Here is an 18,024-nt window from a genome sequence, read left to right as displayed (position 1 = left end):
TCCACTACGTAAGGGGGCATCGGCCGAAAGGAAACGGCCGGACAACAGCCCACCAGTCTACGTGGGTGTTGTCCGGCCGCTCGCCAACCGTCGGGGGCTAGCCCTTGTTGCTCGGTTCCTTCGGGCGCTTTTCCACCGGGCCCCGCCGCACCGCACCCGGCGCGTTCCACTCCGAGCGCTTGCGTGCCCGCTTCTTCGCGGCCTCGGAGGAGTCGAGCTGGTAGGGGACGGACGTCACCATGACGCCCGGGGTGAAGAGCAAACGGCCCTTGAGGCGCAGCGCACTCTGGTTGTGGAGCAGGTGCTCGTACCAGTGGCCCACCACGTACTCCGGGATGATCACGCTGACCACGTCGCGCGGGCTCTCCCGGCGCAGGTTCTTCACGTACTCGATGATCGGCCGGGTGATCTCGCGGTAGGGCGAGTCGAGGATCTTCAGCGGGACGGTGAGGCCGCGCCGCTCCCACTCGGCCCTGAGGGCCTTGGTCTCCGCCGGGTCGACGTTGATGCTCAGCGCTTCGAGCGTGTCCGAGCGCATGAGCTTGGCGTAGGCAAGGGCGCGCAGCGTCGGCCGGTGGATCTTGGAGACCAGGACGATGGAGTGCACGCGCGAGGGGCGCACGCTGTCGTCGGAGGGGGTCTCCGGGGCGGCGATCTCCTCGGCCACGCGGTCGTAGTGACGGCGGATCGCCGACATCGTCGCGTAGAAGATCACCATGCCGAGCAGCGCGACCCACGCGCCGTGCGTGAACTTCGTGACGAGTACGACGATCAGGACCATGCCCGTGAAGAAGGCACCGAAGGCGTTGATCGCCCGCGAGCGGATCATGTGGCGGCGCTTGGCCTGGTCCTTCTCGGTGCGCAGATGGCGGTTCCAGTGCCGGACCATGCCGATCTGGCTGAGCGTGAAGGAGACGAAGACGCCGACGATGTAGAGCTGGATCAGCTTCGTCGAGTCCGCGCCGTAGATCCAGACGAGCAGGATCGCGGCGCCCGCGAGCAGCACGATGCCGTTGGAGAAGGCGAGCCGGTCGCCGCGGGTGTGCAGCTGGCGCGGCAGGTAGCGGTCCTGCGCGAGGATCGAGCCGAGCAGCGGGAAGCCGTTGTAGGCGGTGTTGGCCGCGAGGAAGAGGACCAGCGCGGTGGCGGCGGCCAGGACGATGAAGAGGAAGCTGCCGTTGCCGAAGACGGCCTCGGCGACCTGGGAGATCACCGGGTTCTGGACGTAGTCGCCGCCGACCGGGACACCGTTGTGGAACAGGTCCTTGGCCGGGTTCTCCGCCATGCGGACCTTGGTCATCATGGCCAGCGCGATGATGCCGCAGAACATGGTGACGGCGAGTGCGCCCATCAGGGCCAGGGTGCTCGCCGCGTTCTTGCTCTTGGGCTTGCGGAAGGCCGGGACGCCGTTGCTGATCGCCTCGACGCCGGTGAGCGCGGCACAGCCGGAGGAGAAGGCCCGCAGGAGCAGGAAGACCAACGCGAAGCCCGCGAGGCCCTGGTGCTCGGGCTTGATCTCGTAGTCCGCCGTGGGCGCCTTCATCGTCTCGTCCAGGACGATGCCCTGGAAGGCACCCCAGGCGATCATGATGAAGACGCCGACGACGAAGACGTACGTCGGGATGGCGAAGAGCTTCCCGGACTCCTTCACGCCACGCAGGTTCATCAGCGTCAGGAGCACGATGACGGCGACCGCACAGAGCACCTTGTGCTCGACGACGAACGGGATCGCCGAGCCGAGGTTCTCGATGCCCGAGGAGATCGACACCGCCACGGTCAGGACGTAGTCGACGAGCAGCGCGCTCGCGACGGTGAGCCCGGCCTTGGGGCCGAGGTTGGTGTTGGCGACCTCGTAGTCGCCACCGCCACTCGGGTAGGCGTGCACGTTCTGCCGGTACGACGCGACGACGGTGAACATCAGCACGACGACCGCGACGGCGATCCAGGGGCTGAAGTGGTACGCCGACACACCCGCGATCGAGAGGACTAGGAGCACTTCCCCCGGCGCATAGGCCACGGAGGAGAGCGGGTCGGACGCGAACACGGGTAGAGCGATGCGCTTCGGCAGGAGGGTTTCTCCGAGCCGGTCGCTGCGCAGTGCGCGCCCGATGAGGATCCGTTTGGGCACGTCGGTCAGTTTGGACACGCAGAGGATCGTAAGCGTTCGAATGGGTGCCCGCCCACCCACCACCCCCCTAACCGCGCCGGTTAGCCACGACGCGCCGCCCCGGGCTCCGCCCAATGCCCGGAAAGCGGACGCCCGTCGTCGGCCACCGGTGCTTCCGGTACCTCCCGGGTCCCGTACGTCCCATGCCGTTCGGCCACCCGCTGCTCGGCACGGCGGATCGCGCGGGACGGCCACCAGGTGGCGCGCCCGAGCAGCAGCAGCGCGGCCGGAAGGATCATGATGCGGATCACGAACGCGTCGAGCAGGACGGCCGCGGCGAGGACGAAGCCCATCTGCTTCATCTCCAGGATGTGCAGCATCACGAAGCTCGCGAAGACGGTGACCATGACGATCGCGGCGCTGGTGACGACCTTGGCCGACGAGCTGATGCCCTCGATGACGGCCTGCCGGGTGGGTACGCCGTTCAGCGCGGCCTCCCGGATCCTGCTGACCACGAACACCTGGTAGTCCATCGAGAGCCCGAAGAGGATCACGAAGAGGAAGAGCGGCACCCGCGACGAGATCCCGCCGAGCGAGATGAACGAGAGCAGTTCCTCGGCCCACTCCCCCTGGAAGACCAGGACGAGCAGTCCGAGCGCGGACGCGGCCGAGAGCAGGTTGAGCACGATGCCGAGCAGTCCGAGGACGATCGAACGGAACGCGAAGACCGTCATGGCGAAGGTCATCAGGAGCAGGAAGCCGAGGACGAGCGGCAGCTTCTGGTTCTGGTGCTCCACGTAGTCGGTGCCGCGCGGCACCTCGCCGGTGACGGCCGTCTCGACGCCGGGCACCTTGCCGACGGTCGCGGGGAGATGGTCGTGGCGGAGGTGGTCGAGCGAGGCTTCAGCCTTCTCGGAGTACGTCGGGTGCGGGGTGTTGAGCTCCAGGGTGGTGGTCCTGCGGTCCTCTGAGGAGCGGAGGACCGGCGCACCTGAGGGGTGCGAGAAGAGCGGGTCGGTCTGCGCCTCGCGGTCCAGCTCCCGCAGGGCATCGCGCACTTCGGCGGCCTGCGAGGCCTCGGCCCGTACGACGACCAGGTGCCGGACGCGCTGCTCCGGGAAGGCTTCGAGCAGCCTGTCGTACCCCTTCATCGCCTCGATCTCGCGCGAGAAGCTGTCACGCGCCGGGTTCTTGAGGTTCATGTCCAGTGCGGGCAGCGCGAGTCCCAGCATGACGAGGACCGAGAGGCACAGGGTGAGCGCGGGGCGCTTGCGGGCGGGCGCGAGCAGGGCGTTCCAGGCGCGGCCCGGCTCCTTCTCGCCGTACGTCCTGCGGACCGCCTTGCCCTGCGCGAGGCGCTTGGCGGCGCGGCGCTCACCGCGGCGGCCGAGCTTGACGAGGAGCGCGGGCAGTACGGTCACGGAGCTGACCACGGCCACGGCGACCACCAGGATGGTGCCGGTGGCGAGGGAGTCGAAGATCACGTCACGCGCCAGGAAGAGCGCGGTGGTGGAGACGATCACGGCGAGGCCGGAGACCACGATGGCGCGGCCGGCCGTCGCGGCGGCGGCCTCGACCAGGGCCTCGGAGGTGAGGCGGCCGCCCGCGCGGGCCCGCTCCTCACGTTCGCGCTTGAGGTAGAAAAGCGTGTAGTCGACGCCGACGGCCATGCCGATGAGCAGGATCATGCTCATCCCGACGCCGGTGTCGGGCAGCAGGTGCGAGGCCAGCATCGCGAGGCCCATCGTCGCCATGATCGAGGTGACCGCGAGCAGCAGCGGTACGCCGACCATGATCACCGAGCCGAAGACGACGGCGAGCGTGATCAGCGTGATGGGCAGCGTGATCGCCTCGGAGAACTGCAGGTCCTTGTTGCGCTGGTCGTCGACGCCCTTGCTCACGGAGGCGTCGCCGGTCTCCTCGATCACCAGGCCGGGGTGAGCCTTCGCGGCCTCCTCGGTCTGGGCCTGGAGCGGGGGAACCGTCTCCTGGTCCTCCTGCTCGGAGCCGTTGAGCTCCACCTGGACCCGCAGGACCCGCCCGTCGGCCGACGGCACCGGCGCCGCCACCGATGCGACCTCCGGCAGCGACTTCATCCGGGCGGTGATGTCCTTGACAGCGGCATCGGCGGCCTTCGCGTCGAGCGGCCCCGACTCGGCGCGGATCAGCACCTGTTCGGTGGGCCGCAGCTGGACACCGCCCTCGGTCGCCAGTGCCTCGGCGCGGCCCGCTTCACCGACGCGGAAGTCCTCCGACGTCGCGCTGTTCATGCCGGCGGCGATGCCGCCCCCCAGGCAGAGCACCACGAACACCAGCCAGCCGACGACCGCGCGCCCTGGATGCAGCGCGCTCCACCGGGCCACGCGCACCGTGACCGATCGCTTCCTCATGACCATCCCCGCCCCTTCACTGCTCTCCAGTCCTTCATGTGTAAGTGGAGACTGACAGGTGAAGGAATGAGCCGTCAACTGTCATTCGAGGCTGCAAGGAAGCGGATTGACAGTGGATCCCGTCATGCGTAAGTCTTGGCTGACAGGTTTCGGGACCAGTGAAGACCAGTGAAGAAGACCAGCGAGAAGGCGGGCCATGGACAGCGAAGAGCTGCTCGCCTTTCTCTCCGCCGTCGGCCACGCCCAGCGGATCCGGATCATCACCGAGCTCGCCCCGGGACAGCTGTACGTCAGCGAACTCGCGCGGCGGCTCGGCGTCTCCCGGCCCCTGCTCTACATGCACCTCGACCGTCTGGAGAAGGCCGGTCTCGTCGTCGGCCGCCTGGAACTCTCCGACGACGGCAAGGCACTCAAGTACTTCGAACTGACGCCGTTCGACGTGCGATTGAACGTGGACACGATCCTCGCGGCCGTCCGGCAGGACGCGTCCGACGAAGGCGGACAGCACTCACCAGAGGGGTCTTAATGGACGACGTGATCATCCCGGTCGCCTTCTTCCTGATACTCGCGGGCGCGGTCGTCGCCGTCGCCTACTTCCAGTCGCAGCGCAACCGCGAGCGCGACCGCCAGTGGGCCGAGGCGATGGAGCAGTACCGCGAGGTCGTCGAGCGCGCCAGGTCCGAGCAGGAGGCGGCGCGGCTGCAGCTAGTCGAGATCGACTACCGGCTCAAGTCCGTCGAGAGCCTGCTGCGCAGCGTGGACTGAGCCCGTGACGAGTCCGAGCACCGGTAGGTGCACGGGGGTGCCCTCCGCGGACCGTGCGTGTGTAGCTTGGGCGTCGGTCTGAGACGCTTTTACCGTTCAGCCTGAGCAAAAAGTATTGACACAGCCGGAAGGACGGGCGTGCACATCGTCATCATGGGCTGCGGGAGAGTCGGATCCGCTCTCGCGCAAACCCTGGAACAACAGGGGCACACGGTCGCCGTGATCGACCAGGACCCCACCGCCTTCCGCCGTCTGGGCTCCGGCTTCGGCGGCCGTCGCGTCACCGGCATCGGCTTCGACCAGGACACCCTGCGCGAGGCCGGCATCGAGGAAGCGGGCGCCTTCGCCGCGGTCAGCAGCGGCGACAACTCGAACATCATCGCCGCCCGGGTGGCCCGCGAGATGTTCGGCATCGAGAACGTCGCGGCCCGCATCTACGACCCGCGCCGCGCCGAGGTCTACCAGCGCCTCGGCATCCCCACCGTCGCCACGGTCCGCTGGACCGCCGACCAGATGCTGCGCAGGCTGCTGCCCTCCGGGGCCGAGCCGCTGTGGCGCGACCCCACCGGCGGCGTACAGCTCGCCGAGGTGCACGCGTCCGCGTCCTGGATCGGCCACAAGATCAGTGAGCTCCAGGAGGAGACCGGCGTGCGCGTGGCCTTCCTCACCCGGCTGGGCGAGGCGGTCCTGCCGACCTCCCAGACGGTGCTCCAGGAGGGCGACCTGGTGCACGTGATGATGCGCACCGACGAGGTCGAGAAGGTCGAAGCGGCGTTCGCCGAAGGCCCCGAGGAAGGCGGTCACTGATGAGGGTCGCCATTGCCGGAGCAGGCGCGGTGGGACGTTCCATCGCCGGTGAGCTCCTGGAGAACGGGCACGAGATTCTGCTCATCGACAAGGCGCCGACCGCCATCTCGGTCGAGCGCGTGCCGCAGGCCGAGTGGCTGCTCGCCGACGCCTGCGAGATCACTTCGCTCGACGAGGCGGCGCTCCAGCGCTGCAACGTGGTGATCGCGGCGACCGGTGACGACAAGGTCAACCTCGTCGTCTCGCTGCTCGCGAAGACCGAGTACGGCGTCCCGCGGGTCGTCGCCCGCGTGAACAACCCCAAGAACGAATGGCTCTTCAACGAGTCCTGGGGCGTCGACGTCGCGGTCTCCACCCCGCGTCTGATGTCCGCGCTCGTCGAGGAGGCCGTCAGCGTCGGCGATCTCGTACGTCTGCTGCGCTTCAGCCACGGCGACGCGAACCTCGTCGAGCTGACCCTGCCGCCCGAGTCGGCCCTCGCGGGCACGCAGGTCGGCGACGTCGAGTGGCCCGAGGACACCTCACTGGTGACGATCATCCGCGGCACGCGCGTCCTCGCGCCGACCGCGGATGATTCCCTGGAAGCGGGGGACGAGTTGCTGTTCGTGGCCGCGCAGGCTCGCGAGGAGCAGCTGGAGGACCTGCTGTCGGTGCGCCGGGAAGACGCGGCGAGCTAGCGCTGCTTGTACGCAGATGAGGGGGCGCCCGGAAGGTTCCGGGCGCCCCCTCATCTGCGGGTTCGTCGTGGCTGGTGGCGCAGTTCCCCGCGCCCCTATCGGGGCGCGGCCTTGCGCTCCTCTTCCGCCTTCTCGGCGGCCTCCATCTCGGCGAACACGTCGATGGGCGGCGGAGCCTTCGCGAGGAAGACCCAGGTCAGCCAGACGGCGAGCAGGAACGGCGGGATCTTCAGGGCGATCAGGACCCAGCCGAACTGGGTCGTGTCCGCCCACCAGTAGAGCGGGAAGAGGATCGCGCACTTGGCGAGCAGGATCAGGCCCCAGGCCCAACTGGCCTTTGTGTACGCCTTCTTGCGGCCCGGGTTGCGGGTCCGCCAGGAGAGGTTCTCCTTGAAGACCGGGCCGAGGATCAGGCCGATCAGCGGGACACCCGCGACGGCCGTGATGATGTAGGCGAGGGCGAGGCCCAGGGTGTAGAGCATGCCCGGCAGATAGAAGTCCTTGGCGTTGCCGGTCATCATCGCGAAGACCACACCGAAGGCGACACCGAAGACGCCGCTGAAGGCGTGCTTGACGGTGTCCTTCATGACCAGGCGGACCGCCACGAGCACCAGGGACACCGCGAGGGCCGCGATGGCCGACATGTGCAGGTCCTTGTTGATCGTGAAGATGGTCACGAAGAGGAGGCCGGGCAGAACGGTCTCCACCAGACCCCGCACGCCGCCGAAGGCCTCGAAGAGCGCGGCCTCGGTCACGGCCCTGGAATCGGGGTCCTGATCCGTGGTTCCTTCGTCCGTCGGCTTGTCGAGGGACGTCACCGGCTACTCCCGTCCGAGGGGTCTGAGTTCGTATTTCGGGTTGAAGAGCACCCGGCGGCCCCGGCTCATCGAGATCCGGCCGGACGCGATCAGTCTGCGCCCCGGCTCTATCCCCACGATGGAGCGCCGGCCGAGCCACACCACGTCCAGTGCCGCGGAGCCGTCGAACAGCTCCGCCTCCAGGGCGGGGACGCCGGCGCGTGGTCGCAGGGTGACCGTGCGCAAGGTACCAGTAACCGTGACTATCTGGCGGTCGTGGCAGTCTCCGATGCGGGTGCACCCTGCCGTCTCGGCGTCCTCGCGCAGCTCCTCCGACTCCAGATCCTCCTGGGAGGAGGACAGCCGGTCGAGCATGCGCCGGAAACGGCCTGCCGGCTTCTCGGAACCAGGAACAGCACTCATACAGGAAGCGTACCGGGGGTCGCCGACAGCGCCGCAATGGGTGCGCTCATCTGTGCTTATGCCCGCTCAGCCCGTCCCCGACCCTTGACTCATCGCTCGAACCTGTAACCCATTCCCGGCTCGGTGATGAAGTGCCGCGGATGCGCGGGGTCCGCCTCCAGCTTGCGGCGCAGCTGTGCCATGTAGACGCGCAGGTAGTTCGTCTCCGTACCGTACGAAGGGCCCCACACCTCCTGGAGCAGCTGCTTCTGGCTGACCAGACGCCCGGTGTTGCGCACCAGGACTTCGAGGAGATGCCACTCGGTGGGCGTCAGGCGTACGTCGCGCCCGTCGCGGTTGACCTTCTTGGCGGCCAGGTCGACCGTGAAGTGCTCCGTGTCCACCATCACGTCGTCCTCGCCCGCTCCGGTGGGCTCGGCCCTGCGGATGGAGGCCCGGAGCCGGGCCAGGAGCTCATCCATGCCGAAGGGCTTGGTGACGTAGTCGTCGGCGCCCGCGTCGAGCGCCTCGACCTTCTCGTCCGAGCTGTGCCGCGCGGAGAGCACCAGGATCGGGACGCGCGTCCAGCCGCGCAGGCCCCTGATGACCTCGACTCCGTCCATGTCGGGCAGGCCGAGGTCGAGCACGATCACGTCGGGGTGGCGAGCGGCGGCGAGCTGGAGCGCGGTGGCCCCGTCCGGGGCCGCGTCCACGTCGTACTTGCGCGCCTTCAGGTTGATCACGAGGGCGCGTACGATCTGCGGCTCGTCGTCGACCACGAGCACCCGGGTCATGCGTACCTGCCTTTCGGGCTTGTCAGTTGTAGCCGTCTCGGCGGTCATGAGGCGGCCTGGGCGGAGAGGTCCGGCAGGGCCTGCGGTCCGCCCGCCGCCGCCCGCAGGGTCAGGACCATGGTGAGGCCGCCGCCGGGGGTGTCCTCGGCCTCCAGCGTGCCGCCCATGGACTCGACGAAGCCGCGTGCGACCGCGAGGCCGAGGCCCACGCCCGCGCCGCGCGGAGCGTCACCGTAGCGCTGAAACGGTTCGAAGATGCGGTCCTTGGCTCCGTCGGGGACGCCGGGGCCGCGGTCCACGACGCGCAGTTCGACGCGGTCGCCGAGCGTGCTCGCGGAGACCAGGACCGGTTCGGCGTCGCGGCTGTACTTGACCGCGTTCTCGACGATGTTGGCGACCGCGCGCTCCAGGAGGCCCTTGTCGACGGAGACCATGGGCAGCGTCTCGGGGATGTCGAGGTCCGCGCTGCCGTCGGGGACGCCGCCGAGCGCCATCGGGACGACCTCGTCGAGGTCGATCGCGCGGATCAGCGGGGTGACGGTGCCGGTCTGCAGGCGGGACATGTCCAGGAGGTTGCCGACCAGGTGGTCAAGGCGGTCGGCGCCGTCCTCGATGCCTTCGAGGAGCTCGGCCTGGTCCTCGGCGGACCAGGCCACGTCGTCGGAGCGCAGGGACGAGACGGCGGCCTTGATGCCCGCGAGTGGCGTACGCAGGTCATGGCTGACGGCGGCGAGCAGCGCGGTACGGATGCGGTTGCCCTCGGCGAGGGTGCGGGCCTGGTCGGCCTCGGACTTCAGGCGCTGACGGTCCAGGACCACGGCGGCCTGCGCGGCGAACGCGGCGAGCACCCGGCGGTCCTCGGCGGGCAGCACCCGGCCGGACAGGGCGAGCGCCATGTGGTCGCCGACCGGCATGTCCACGTCCGCGTCCTCCGGGCGGTCGAGCATGCGGCCCTCGCCGACCCTGCCCGCGCAGGTCCAGGGGGCGACGTCGCTCGCCCGCTCCAGGAGGGCCACCGAGTCCATGCTGAAGGTCTCGCGCACCCGTTCCAGGAGCGCGTCGAGCGAGGTCTCGCCGCGCAGCACGCTGCCGGCGAGGAAGGAGAGTATCTCCGACTCCGCGCGCAGCCTGGCGGCCTGGTGGGTGCGGCGGGCGGCGAGGTCCACGACGGAGGCGACGGAGATGGCGACGCCCACGAAGACGATGATCGCGACGATGTTCTTGGAGTCGGAGATCGTCCACAGGTGCAGTGGCGGCGTGAAGTAGTAGTTCAGGAGCAGCGAGCCGAACGCGGCCGACGCCAGGGCCGGAAGGAGACCGCCGAGCAGAGCGGCGGCGACGGTGAGCGTCAGGAACAGCAGCATGTCGTTGGCGAGCCCCAGGTCCGCGTCCACATGGGTCAGGAGGAGCGTCAGGAGCGCCGGGCCGCCCACGCCCACCAGCCAGCCCCAGATGCTCCGGGACCGCCCGAGGCGGGCCCCGCGCGCCACGGGCAGGCCGCGGCCCTTGGCGACCTCGTCGTGCGTGACGATGTGGACGTCCAGGTCGGGGCCCGATTCGCGGGCCACCGTCGCGCCGACGCCGGGCCCGAAGATGTACTGCCAAGTCTTGCGGCGCGAGGAGCCGAGGACGATCTGGGTGGCGTTCACGCCGCGGGCGAAGTCGAGCAGCGCGGCGGGTATGTCGTCGCCGATGACGTGGTGGAAGGTGCCGCCCAGGTCCTCCACCAGGGTGCGCTGGACCGCGAGTTCCTTGGGCGAGGCGGCGGTCAGGCCGTCGCTGCGGGCGATGTAGACGGCGAGGATCTCGCTGCCGGAGCCCTTGGCGGCCATCCGCGAGGCGCGACGGATCAGCGTGCGGCCCTCGGGTCCGCCGGTGAGGCCGACGGCGATGCGCTCACGGGCCTGCCAGGTGGAGCGGATGTCGTGCTCGCCGCGGTACTGCTGGAGGTACTCGTCGACCCGGTCGGCGACCCAGAGCAGCGCGAGCTCGCGCAGGGCGGTGAGGTTGCCGGGCCGGAAGTAGTTGGAAAGGGCCGCGTCGACCCGGTCGGGCTTGTAGATGTTGCCGTGCGCCATGCGGCGGCGCAGCGCCTGTGGCGACATGTCGACGAGCTCGATCTGGTCCGCGCGCCGCACCACTTCGTCCGGCACCGTCTCGCGCTGGCGTACGCCGGTGATCGACTCGACGACGTCGCCGAGAGACTCCAGGTGCTGGATGTTCACGGTCGAGACGACGTCGATGCCCGCGGCGAGGAGCTCCTCGACGTCCTGCCAGCGTTTGGCGTTGCGGGAGCCGGGGACGTTCGTGTGCGCCAGTTCGTCCACGAGGGCGACAGCGGGGGCGCGCTCCAGGGCGGCGTCGACGTCCATCTCGGTGAAGAGGGTGCCGCGGTAGTCGAGCTCCTTGCGGGGCACCTGCTCCAGGCCGTGCAGCATCACCTCGGTGCGCGGCCTGTCGTGGTGCTCCACGAAGGCGACCACGCAGTCGGTGCCGCGCTCGATGCGGCGGTGCGCCTCGGACAGCATCGCGTACGTCTTGCCGACGCCCGGTGCCGAACCGAGGTATATCCGAAGCTTGCCGCGTGCCATGGCCCCATTGTCTTCCCGAAACTGCTGTGTACGCAGCGTCGACCTTACGGCCAACATTTCCCGCATATCGGGCGAGGGTGCGCCGGGGGGCGCTCTTTGACGCAACCCTGATGGGGCGGGCCGCGGTGCTCAGCGTTCGACGATCTCGCCGTCGCTCAGCTCCAGGACCCGGTCGGCGAGGTCCAGCAGCGCCGCGTCGTGCGTGGCGACCAGTGCGGTGACGCCCTCGCCGCGGACGACGGCACGCAGCAGCTCCATCACGGCGAGCCCGGTCTCGGCGTCCAGCTGTCCGGTGGGCTCGTCCGCGATGAGCAGGGAGGGCTTGTTGGCGAGCGCGCGGGCGATCGCCACGCGCTGCTGCTGTCCTCCGGAGAGCTCGCCCGGCCGCTGCTCGGCGTGGTCGGCGAGGCCGACGAGCGCGAGCAGCAGCGCGACGCGCTCCTCACGCGCGCGGGGATCGGTCTTCCGGAGCCGAAGGGGTACGCCGACGTTCTCGGCGGCGGTGAGGATCGGGATGAGTCCGAAGGACTGGAAGATGAAGCCGACGTGGTCGCGGCGCAGCTCCAGGAGGCCGTCCTCGCCGAGTCCCGCGAGTTCGAGCCCTTCGACGGTGATCTTCCCCGCGTCGGGGGTGTCGAGCCCGCCGACGAGGTTGAGCAGCGTGGTCTTGCCGGACCCCGAGCGCCCCTTCAGGGCGACCAGCTCACCGCGCGGGACGGTGAAGGAGACACCGCGCAAGGCGTGCACAGCGGACGCGCCACTGCCGTAGGTGCGGTGCAGATCCTCGACGACGACCGCGCTCTCGGTCATGCCCACTCCCCCGTACGGTCCTGCCCGGCCGGGCGCCAGTATGGTCACCGCACGCCCGGCCGAACAAGGTCCGTTTCAGCTGGGGTTGTCGGCGTGGGTCAGGGTCTCCCAGGCGACGAACAGGTTGTTGGAACCCGCCGGGCGCTTCTGCTCGGTGAGCTTCTGGGTGTTGGTCATGGCGTGGCCGAGGCGGTTGTGGAGCGCGTTGTAGCCGACCTCGGTGACCGGCCCGAGGGCCCGGTGGACCGAGCCGCCGCAGAGCGAGCTCGGGGGCGCCTCGCCCAGTTCGTACTTGGCCTGAAAACCGAGGCCCTGGCGCAGCCGCTCGCCCACGTCCGTCTTGTAGAGGTCCTCGCCCTGGATGCGGCTGGTCTCGGCGACATGGGAGATCGCGGAGAGTCCGTATCCGGTGTGGGTGAAGTCGCGGCACGTCTCCTGGGTGAGCCCGGTGGTGAAGGTGCCCTGTCCCTGCCAGTACTTGACGATCTTCGCGCGGGTGTCCAGGTTCTGGCTCGGCACGGTCTTCGGCAGCTCGCCGTCGGATGCGAGATAGACGTACGCGGCGGTACGCGTGCGGAACTTCGCCATCGCCTTGTCGTACGCCCCCTTGTCCTCGATGAAGACGGAGATGCCGATGGCGGCCTCCATCATCGACAGCTCCCAGTTGCCGTTGGAATTGGAGCCGTTGATGATCTCGGGCAGGTAGACGTTGCGCAGCATCGTCGCGAAGCGGCCCGAGTTGCCCCAACCGCCGGTGTACGTGTGCTTGATGATCTCGGCGGCCTTGGGCCAGGACGAGCCCGCCCAGCCGGCCTGCAGGGGGGCGTTGCTGTTGGTGTGGTCCTTGATGGTGCCGGACCAGGCGTCCATCAGCTGGATGGACTTCTTGGCGTAGCGGTCGTCGCGGGTGATGTACCAGGCGAGTGCCGTGGTGTACGCGGCTATCGCGTCCTCGCGCTCGTCGGTGCAGCCGTGGTTGGGGTCCGAGTAGGAGCCGCACTCGACGACCGCGCGGGGCTTGGGCGTGCGCGAGAGGGAGGCGTACTTGCTGCCCATCATCTGGTTGTAGGCGCCCTTCCAGGGCTGGGCGCCGGCGTTGACCTTCTCCCTGGTGAAGTCCAACTGGCCGCGGGAGACGGTGACTCCGGGGTGGCTGAAGGTGCTGGGCGCGGCGTCGGCGCGTTCGGCGCCGGGCCAGGCGAGGAGGGCGGCGACCAGGGCGGTCACCACGGAGGCGAGCGTGGCGAGGACTGCCGTGCGGGGTCTGCGGTGGTGGCGCACGGGTGTGGGGGTGTCAGCCATGCGAAGAGCCATCCATTCTCGTATGTGAACGTCAAGTACCTTTCTGAACACGCGTGTTGGGCCGTGACCATAGGTACGGACCTGACTTCCGTCAAGGTGTGAAGTCGTCCGGCCCCGCGCCCCAGACGCCGATGTGGTCCGGCTCCTCCGTGAGCCGTACGCGGTCGCGCAGCCCGTAGCGCTCCACGTAGTCGCGCGGCAGCTGCAACCGCCCCGCCCGGTCCAGAACCGTGAACTCCTCGCCCGCACCGCCCTGTTCACGCAGCGTCTCCGTGGCCGTACGGCCGTCCCGGATGCGCACCGTGCGGCGGACCTGACCGGAGACGAGCGGATCATGCGTGACCACCAGGACGGTCGCCCCGAGCTCCTCATTGGCACGGCGAAGGGCGGCGAACACCTCCTCGCCACTGGCCGTGTCCAGCTCCCCGGTGGGCTCGTCGGCGAGCAGCACCTTCGGGGCGTTGGCGGTGGCGACCGCCACGGCGACGCGCTGCTGCTCACCGCCGGACAGCTCGGCGGGCCGCCGGTCGCCGCAGTACGCGACACCGAGCACGCCGAGCAGTTCGGCGGCCCGCGCCGTGCGCTCGCGACGGGGCACGCGCGCGTACTTCATCGGCAGCGCCACGTTCTCGACAGCCGTGAGGTACGGGAGCAGATTGCGCCCCGTCTGCTGCCATACGAACCCGACGGTGTTCCTGCGGTAGCCCAGACGTTCGCGGCGCCCCATGGAGAGCAGGTCGTGCCCGGCGACCCGGGCCCGTCCCGCGGTCGGCAGATCGAGCCCCGAGAGGATCGACAGAAGGGTGGACTTGCCGGAGCCGGACGCGCCCACGAGGGCCACGCACTCCCCTTCCCCGACCACCAGGTCGAGCCCCTGGAGTGCCTGCACCTCCACCTTGTCGGTGCGATAGACGCGTACGAGGTTGTCGCAGACGACAAGGCCCTCGTCCCCCGCGGGACGGCGCGCGGCGTTCGCGCGGGCCTCCAGATCGGCGAGCTCAGTCATCGTTCCTCCCCAGTCGCAGCACAGCTCCAAGACCACGCCGCCGCCCCAGCCAGGTCTCCACACCCACCGCGACGGCCATCAGGGCGACGGTTCCGGTCGCCAGAACCACGGTGAACAGCGCGTCGGCCCGCAGGGCGGGCTCGGTGGGCCCGCCGGTGAACTCCCGCAGGTCGAGGGCGGGTCCGAGCAGACCGGGCAGCGTCAGACCGAGCGCGACGCCGCCGGCCACGGCCGCGAGCACCAGGGGCAGCAGCTGGAGCAGATGCAGCCCGGCGGTGGCGCGGCCTCCGAGTCCCAGCGTGCGCAGCCTGGCCGCGGTGCTGCCGCGTGCCGGGGCGGACAGCAGGAGTTCGAGCACGAGGGCGAGCAGCGCGAGGAACACGGCCAGGGCGGTGCAGGCGGTGTGCGCGGCGGTCAGGGCCGCGATCAGACCGTCCTCGTCGGCCTCGGCCTGCTCCTCGGCACGGGTCCGCAGCTCTCCGGCGGCGCCCCCGGGCGCGGCGCGCGGGACCACCGAGCGCAGCTCAGCGACGTCCAGGCGCGGGCCGTAGAGGAGCAGGGCCGACTCCTCGAACTCGCTCGCGCCGAAGCCCTTGAGGTCCCCGTTGTCGGCGAGCAGGAGGTGGTCCCTGGCCTCGGTGGCGGCGCCTACGGGGCCGAGTGCGGGGTCGCGTCGCACCGCTTCGGGGAGGGTGCCCACGACGCGCAGGCGCCGCTCCTTGCCGTGGACGGTGATGGTCAGCAGGTCCCCCGCGTCGGCGGCGTCGGCGAGTACGCGGATGTCACGGCCGCTGCCGCCACCGCCCTTGCTGCCACTGAGACCGGCGTCCCGCAGCGCGCGGGCGGCGGCCGAACTCCCCGCCGCCGAGCGCAGTTTCGCGCCGTCGACGCCCACCAGGCTCGCGATCCCGTACCGCCCGCCGTCCTTCGTGCTCACCGGATCGACCCGCAGCTGCCGCACCGCCACCTTCTCCCGCACTCCACGCGCGCGTGCCACGCGCTTCGCGGTGTCCGGGTCGCGCCCCGCTCCCAGGAAGGACGCGTCGGCGCCCACCCGCCAGGCGGCGGCATCCCGCCGCCCCTCCGTCAGCGTCCCCGCGACCAGACCGCCGAACACGGCACCGGCCAGCGTCACCACCAGGACGAGCAGCGCGAGCGCCCGAGCCGGAGCCTCCTTGGCGGCGCGGGAGAGCGCGATGAGGGTCACGGCTCCGCGTCCACGGGCGGCCCAGCGCGCGACGAGGCGTACCGGCCACGGGTAGAGGCGCACCAGCACCACGACCGTGGCGAGCCCGAGCAGCACGGGCACGGCGGCGAGCAGCGGATCGCTTCCCGCCCCGCCCGCGGTCCCACGGGCCCGCAGTGCGAGGACGCCCGCCGCTGCGACGACCACGACACTCACCTCGGCGACGACGCGGCGCCCACCGCCTCCCGCCTTGTCCCGAAGCAGGGCACGGTCCCGGACGGCCCACCAGGTCAGCAGGGGCAGCAACAGCCACGCGCCCACGGCGACGAGCAGCCCTCGCCCGTACGCGGGCGACGCCCCCGGCAGCGCCGAGGCGACCACGCACCCGCCCACGAAACCCAGCAGCACGGCCGGTGCGGTTGCCACGGCACGTCCCAGCGCGATCCCCAGGGCCGATGCCCCACGCGCGCGTTGCAGCCGATGGGCGTCGAGGCGACGGCGTACGGACAGGAGCGCGCCCACCACCACGGCGGCGAGCCCGACCGCCGTCACCGAGGCGAGCGCGAAGGAGATCACGACACTGGCCTGCCGCCACTGCCGCTGGAACTCCTCCAAGGCGTCCGGCAGTTCGGTGGCGGTCTCCGACTCGGTGGCCGGATGCGAACCGAAGGCGCAGGGCATGCCGCCGCTGATCATGCCGAGGTCGCACGTGACGCCCCGCACGGAGTCCGGGTAGCGGAGCATGAGGCGCTCGAAGTCGCGCTGCCCCTGATCGCCGACGAAGCGCGCGGCATCGTCGCCGAGGTCGAGGCGCATGCCCCAGATCACGGTGAGGTCGGCCTCCGCCTGACTCTGCAGCAGTTCGACGCCGCGCGGCGCGAGGAGGGCGCCTGCGTACCGCACCGCACCGCCCTGCGCGTCCCGCCCCGTGCGCGCGAGCAGGGGCTGCTCGCGCCAGAGCCGCCGCTCGCCATCCGCGGCGTAGAACCCGACCACCCGGGCCGGTGCGTCCACGATCTCCAACGCGCCCCGTCCGAGCCGGAGTTCCTGCCCGAGGCGCAGCTTCAGGGCGTCACGGGTGTGGGTGGACACGGCGATCTCCACGACGCGGCCCCGCGCGGCGGGGGGCCGTCCAGCGGCGTACGCGGAGCGGGGCGGGGCGTCGGAGGCGTACACCAGGGAGAGTGTGGTGCCGTCAGGGGCCCGTACGCCGGGCAGGGCGACCCGGGTGGAGTCGCGCAGCAGCTTGCCTCGGAGGGGGGCGGGGGCGGCGTTCTCGACGGCGGTGGAGACCCGCCGCAGGTCGGCGCCCAGCGAGCTCTTCGCCCCGCCCTGCTCGTCCTCCGCGCCGAACCGCACCCGGTGGGTGATGCCGGGCGCGTCCCGCTGCACCTGCTCGAGCCGGTCCCCCAAGGCACGCCCGGCGGCGCGGTCCAGCACCCCAGGCCCTGCGATGGCCACGGCGCTGAGCACAACAAAAAGCACGGCAAGGCACCCCCAGACCCCCAACTCCCCCCGCCTCATAAGCCCCCCTCGCCCCAACGCCACCCCCACGACTTCAAGACCCCCCTCCCACCCACCCGATCACCCCGCATCTCCCCCTGCACGAACAAGCTCTCCCACCCACCCACCCGATTGCCCCGCGGTGCCGAGGGTGGGTGGGGGGTCCGCCGAGATGAGGGGAGGGTGGGAAGTTGCACGGTGGGGTGGGTAGGGAACGTACAGCCGGAGGTGGGAAGTTGCACGGTGCGGAACGTACTGCCGGGGGTGATCCGTACACGTCGGGTGGCCAGTGATCGCCAACAGGAAAGCGCCACACCCGCAGCCGGCAGCGCTCGCGAGGGCACACGCCGGCGTCCGCCCGCAGCAACACACGACACCCCGCAGCCGGGAGCGCACGCAAGGGGACGTGCCGGTATGTCTGCCCGGAGCACGGCTCCCGAAGACCCCGGAACCGAAGCAACCCCACGGCCACCGGACGATAGCGAGGACGGACATACCGGCACGGCCCCGCACCCACACACGCGCCGACCCCGCAGCACGCACGCACCCCCAGACGGCAACGCACGCAAGGGGACGTGCCGGTATGTCTGCCCGGAGCACGGCTCCCAAAGACTCCGGAGCCAAAGCAACCCCACGGCCACCGGACGATAGCGAGGACGGACATACCGGCACGGCCCCGCACCCACACACGCGCCAGCCCCGCAGCACGCACGCACCCCCAGACGGCAACGCACGCAAGGGGACGTGCCGGTATGTCTGCCCGGAGCACGGCTCCCAAAGACTCCGGAGCCAAAGCAACCCCACGGCCACCGGACGATAGCGAGGACGGACATACCGGCACGGCCCCGCACCCACACACGCGCCGACCCCGCACCCCGCACCCCGCA

At 70.5% G+C, this 18,024-nt stretch carries 14 protein-coding genes; 4 read left to right on the top strand and 10 right to left on the bottom strand.

What is annotated here, in order from left to right:
* Nucleotides 1-97: 97 nt before the first annotated feature.
* Both E5671_RS33965 and E5671_RS33960 read right to left on the bottom strand, forming a co-directional pair.
* Entirely contained in the window at nt 98-2,146 is a 2,049-nt protein-coding gene (locus tag E5671_RS33965) for an amino acid permease (protein WP_160507680.1), read from the bottom strand.
* 62 nt (nt 2,147-2,208) lie between these two features.
* Nucleotides 2,209-4,497, bottom strand: a complete 2,289-nt coding sequence (locus E5671_RS33960; RefSeq protein WP_160507679.1) for an MMPL family transporter — start codon at nt 4,495-4,497, stop codon at nt 2,209-2,211.
* 196 nt (nt 4,498-4,693) lie between these two features.
* On the opposite strand from E5671_RS33960, the gene E5671_RS33955 reads away from it, so the two are divergent.
* The 4 genes from E5671_RS33955 to E5671_RS33940 all read left to right on the top strand — a co-directional run bounded on the left by E5671_RS33955 (nt 4,694) and on the right by E5671_RS33940 (nt 6,746).
* Complete coding sequence (locus E5671_RS33955; RefSeq protein WP_160507678.1) at nt 4,694-5,023, top strand: ArsR/SmtB family transcription factor; 330 nt, start codon at nt 4,694-4,696, stop codon at nt 5,021-5,023.
* Nucleotides 5,023-5,262: a hypothetical protein gene (locus E5671_RS33950; protein ID WP_160507677.1), complete on the top strand. Its 240-nt coding sequence runs from the start codon at nt 5,023-5,025 to the stop codon at nt 5,260-5,262. The genes E5671_RS33955 and E5671_RS33950 overlap by 1 nt, the downstream gene beginning before the upstream one ends.
* Nucleotides 5,263-5,400: 138 nt before the next feature.
* Nucleotides 5,401-6,069: a potassium channel family protein gene (locus tag E5671_RS33945; RefSeq protein WP_160507676.1), complete on the top strand. Its 669-nt coding sequence runs from the start codon at nt 5,401-5,403 to the stop codon at nt 6,067-6,069.
* Nucleotides 6,069-6,746 carry a potassium channel family protein gene (locus tag E5671_RS33940; RefSeq protein WP_160507675.1) on the top strand — a complete coding sequence of 226 codons (678 nt, stop codon included), beginning with the start codon at nt 6,069-6,071 and terminating at the stop codon, nt 6,744-6,746. Before E5671_RS33945 ends, E5671_RS33940 begins: the two co-directional genes overlap by 1 nt.
* Before the next feature lie 95 nt (nt 6,747-6,841).
* Here E5671_RS33940 and E5671_RS33935 read toward each other — a convergent pair whose 3' ends face one another.
* The 8 genes from E5671_RS33935 to E5671_RS33900 form a co-directional block, all read right to left on the bottom strand.
* Nucleotides 6,842-7,564: a DUF3159 domain-containing protein gene (locus E5671_RS33935; RefSeq protein WP_160507674.1), complete on the bottom strand. Its 723-nt coding sequence runs from the start codon at nt 7,562-7,564 to the stop codon at nt 6,842-6,844.
* A gap of 3 nt (nt 7,565-7,567) precedes the next feature.
* Nucleotides 7,568-7,966 carry an OB-fold nucleic acid binding domain-containing protein gene (locus tag E5671_RS33930; protein WP_160507673.1) on the bottom strand — a complete coding sequence of 133 codons (399 nt, stop codon included), beginning with the start codon at nt 7,964-7,966 and terminating at the stop codon, nt 7,568-7,570.
* A gap of 89 nt (nt 7,967-8,055) precedes the next feature.
* Entirely contained in the window at nt 8,056-8,739 is a 684-nt protein-coding gene (locus E5671_RS33925) for a response regulator (protein ID WP_160507672.1), read from the bottom strand.
* A 44-nt stretch (nt 8,740-8,783) separates the two neighbouring features.
* Nucleotides 8,784-11,330, bottom strand: coding sequence for a sensor histidine kinase (locus E5671_RS33920; protein WP_160507671.1), 2,547 nt, complete (start codon nt 11,328-11,330; stop codon nt 8,784-8,786).
* Between the two features lie 129 nt (nt 11,331-11,459).
* Nucleotides 11,460-12,140, bottom strand: a complete 681-nt coding sequence (locus E5671_RS33915; protein ID WP_160507670.1) for an ABC transporter ATP-binding protein — start codon at nt 12,138-12,140, stop codon at nt 11,460-11,462.
* Nucleotides 12,141-12,215: 75 nt separating this feature from the next.
* Nucleotides 12,216-13,442 carry an alginate lyase family protein gene (locus tag E5671_RS33910; protein ID WP_160507669.1) on the bottom strand — a complete coding sequence of 409 codons (1,227 nt, stop codon included), beginning with the start codon at nt 13,440-13,442 and terminating at the stop codon, nt 12,216-12,218.
* A 91-nt stretch (nt 13,443-13,533) separates the two neighbouring features.
* The gene (locus E5671_RS33905) at nt 13,534-14,448 is read right to left on the bottom strand and encodes an ABC transporter ATP-binding protein (protein WP_160507668.1); all 915 of its coding nucleotides are present in this window, start codon (nt 14,446-14,448) and stop codon (nt 13,534-13,536) included.
* Entirely contained in the window at nt 14,441-17,119 is a 2,679-nt protein-coding gene (locus E5671_RS33900; RefSeq protein WP_160507667.1) for a hypothetical protein, read from the bottom strand. The genes E5671_RS33905 and E5671_RS33900 overlap by 8 nt, the downstream gene beginning before the upstream one ends.
* Nucleotides 17,120-18,024 lie beyond the last annotated feature (905 nt).

Origin of the sequence: Streptomyces sp. BA2 (assembly GCF_009769735.1) — a bacterium.
Lineage (GTDB): Bacteria > Actinomycetota > Actinomycetes > Streptomycetales > Streptomycetaceae > Streptomyces.
The sequence above is the reverse complement of the archived record's forward strand: the minus strand, read 5'-3'. Positions and strand labels throughout refer to the sequence as shown.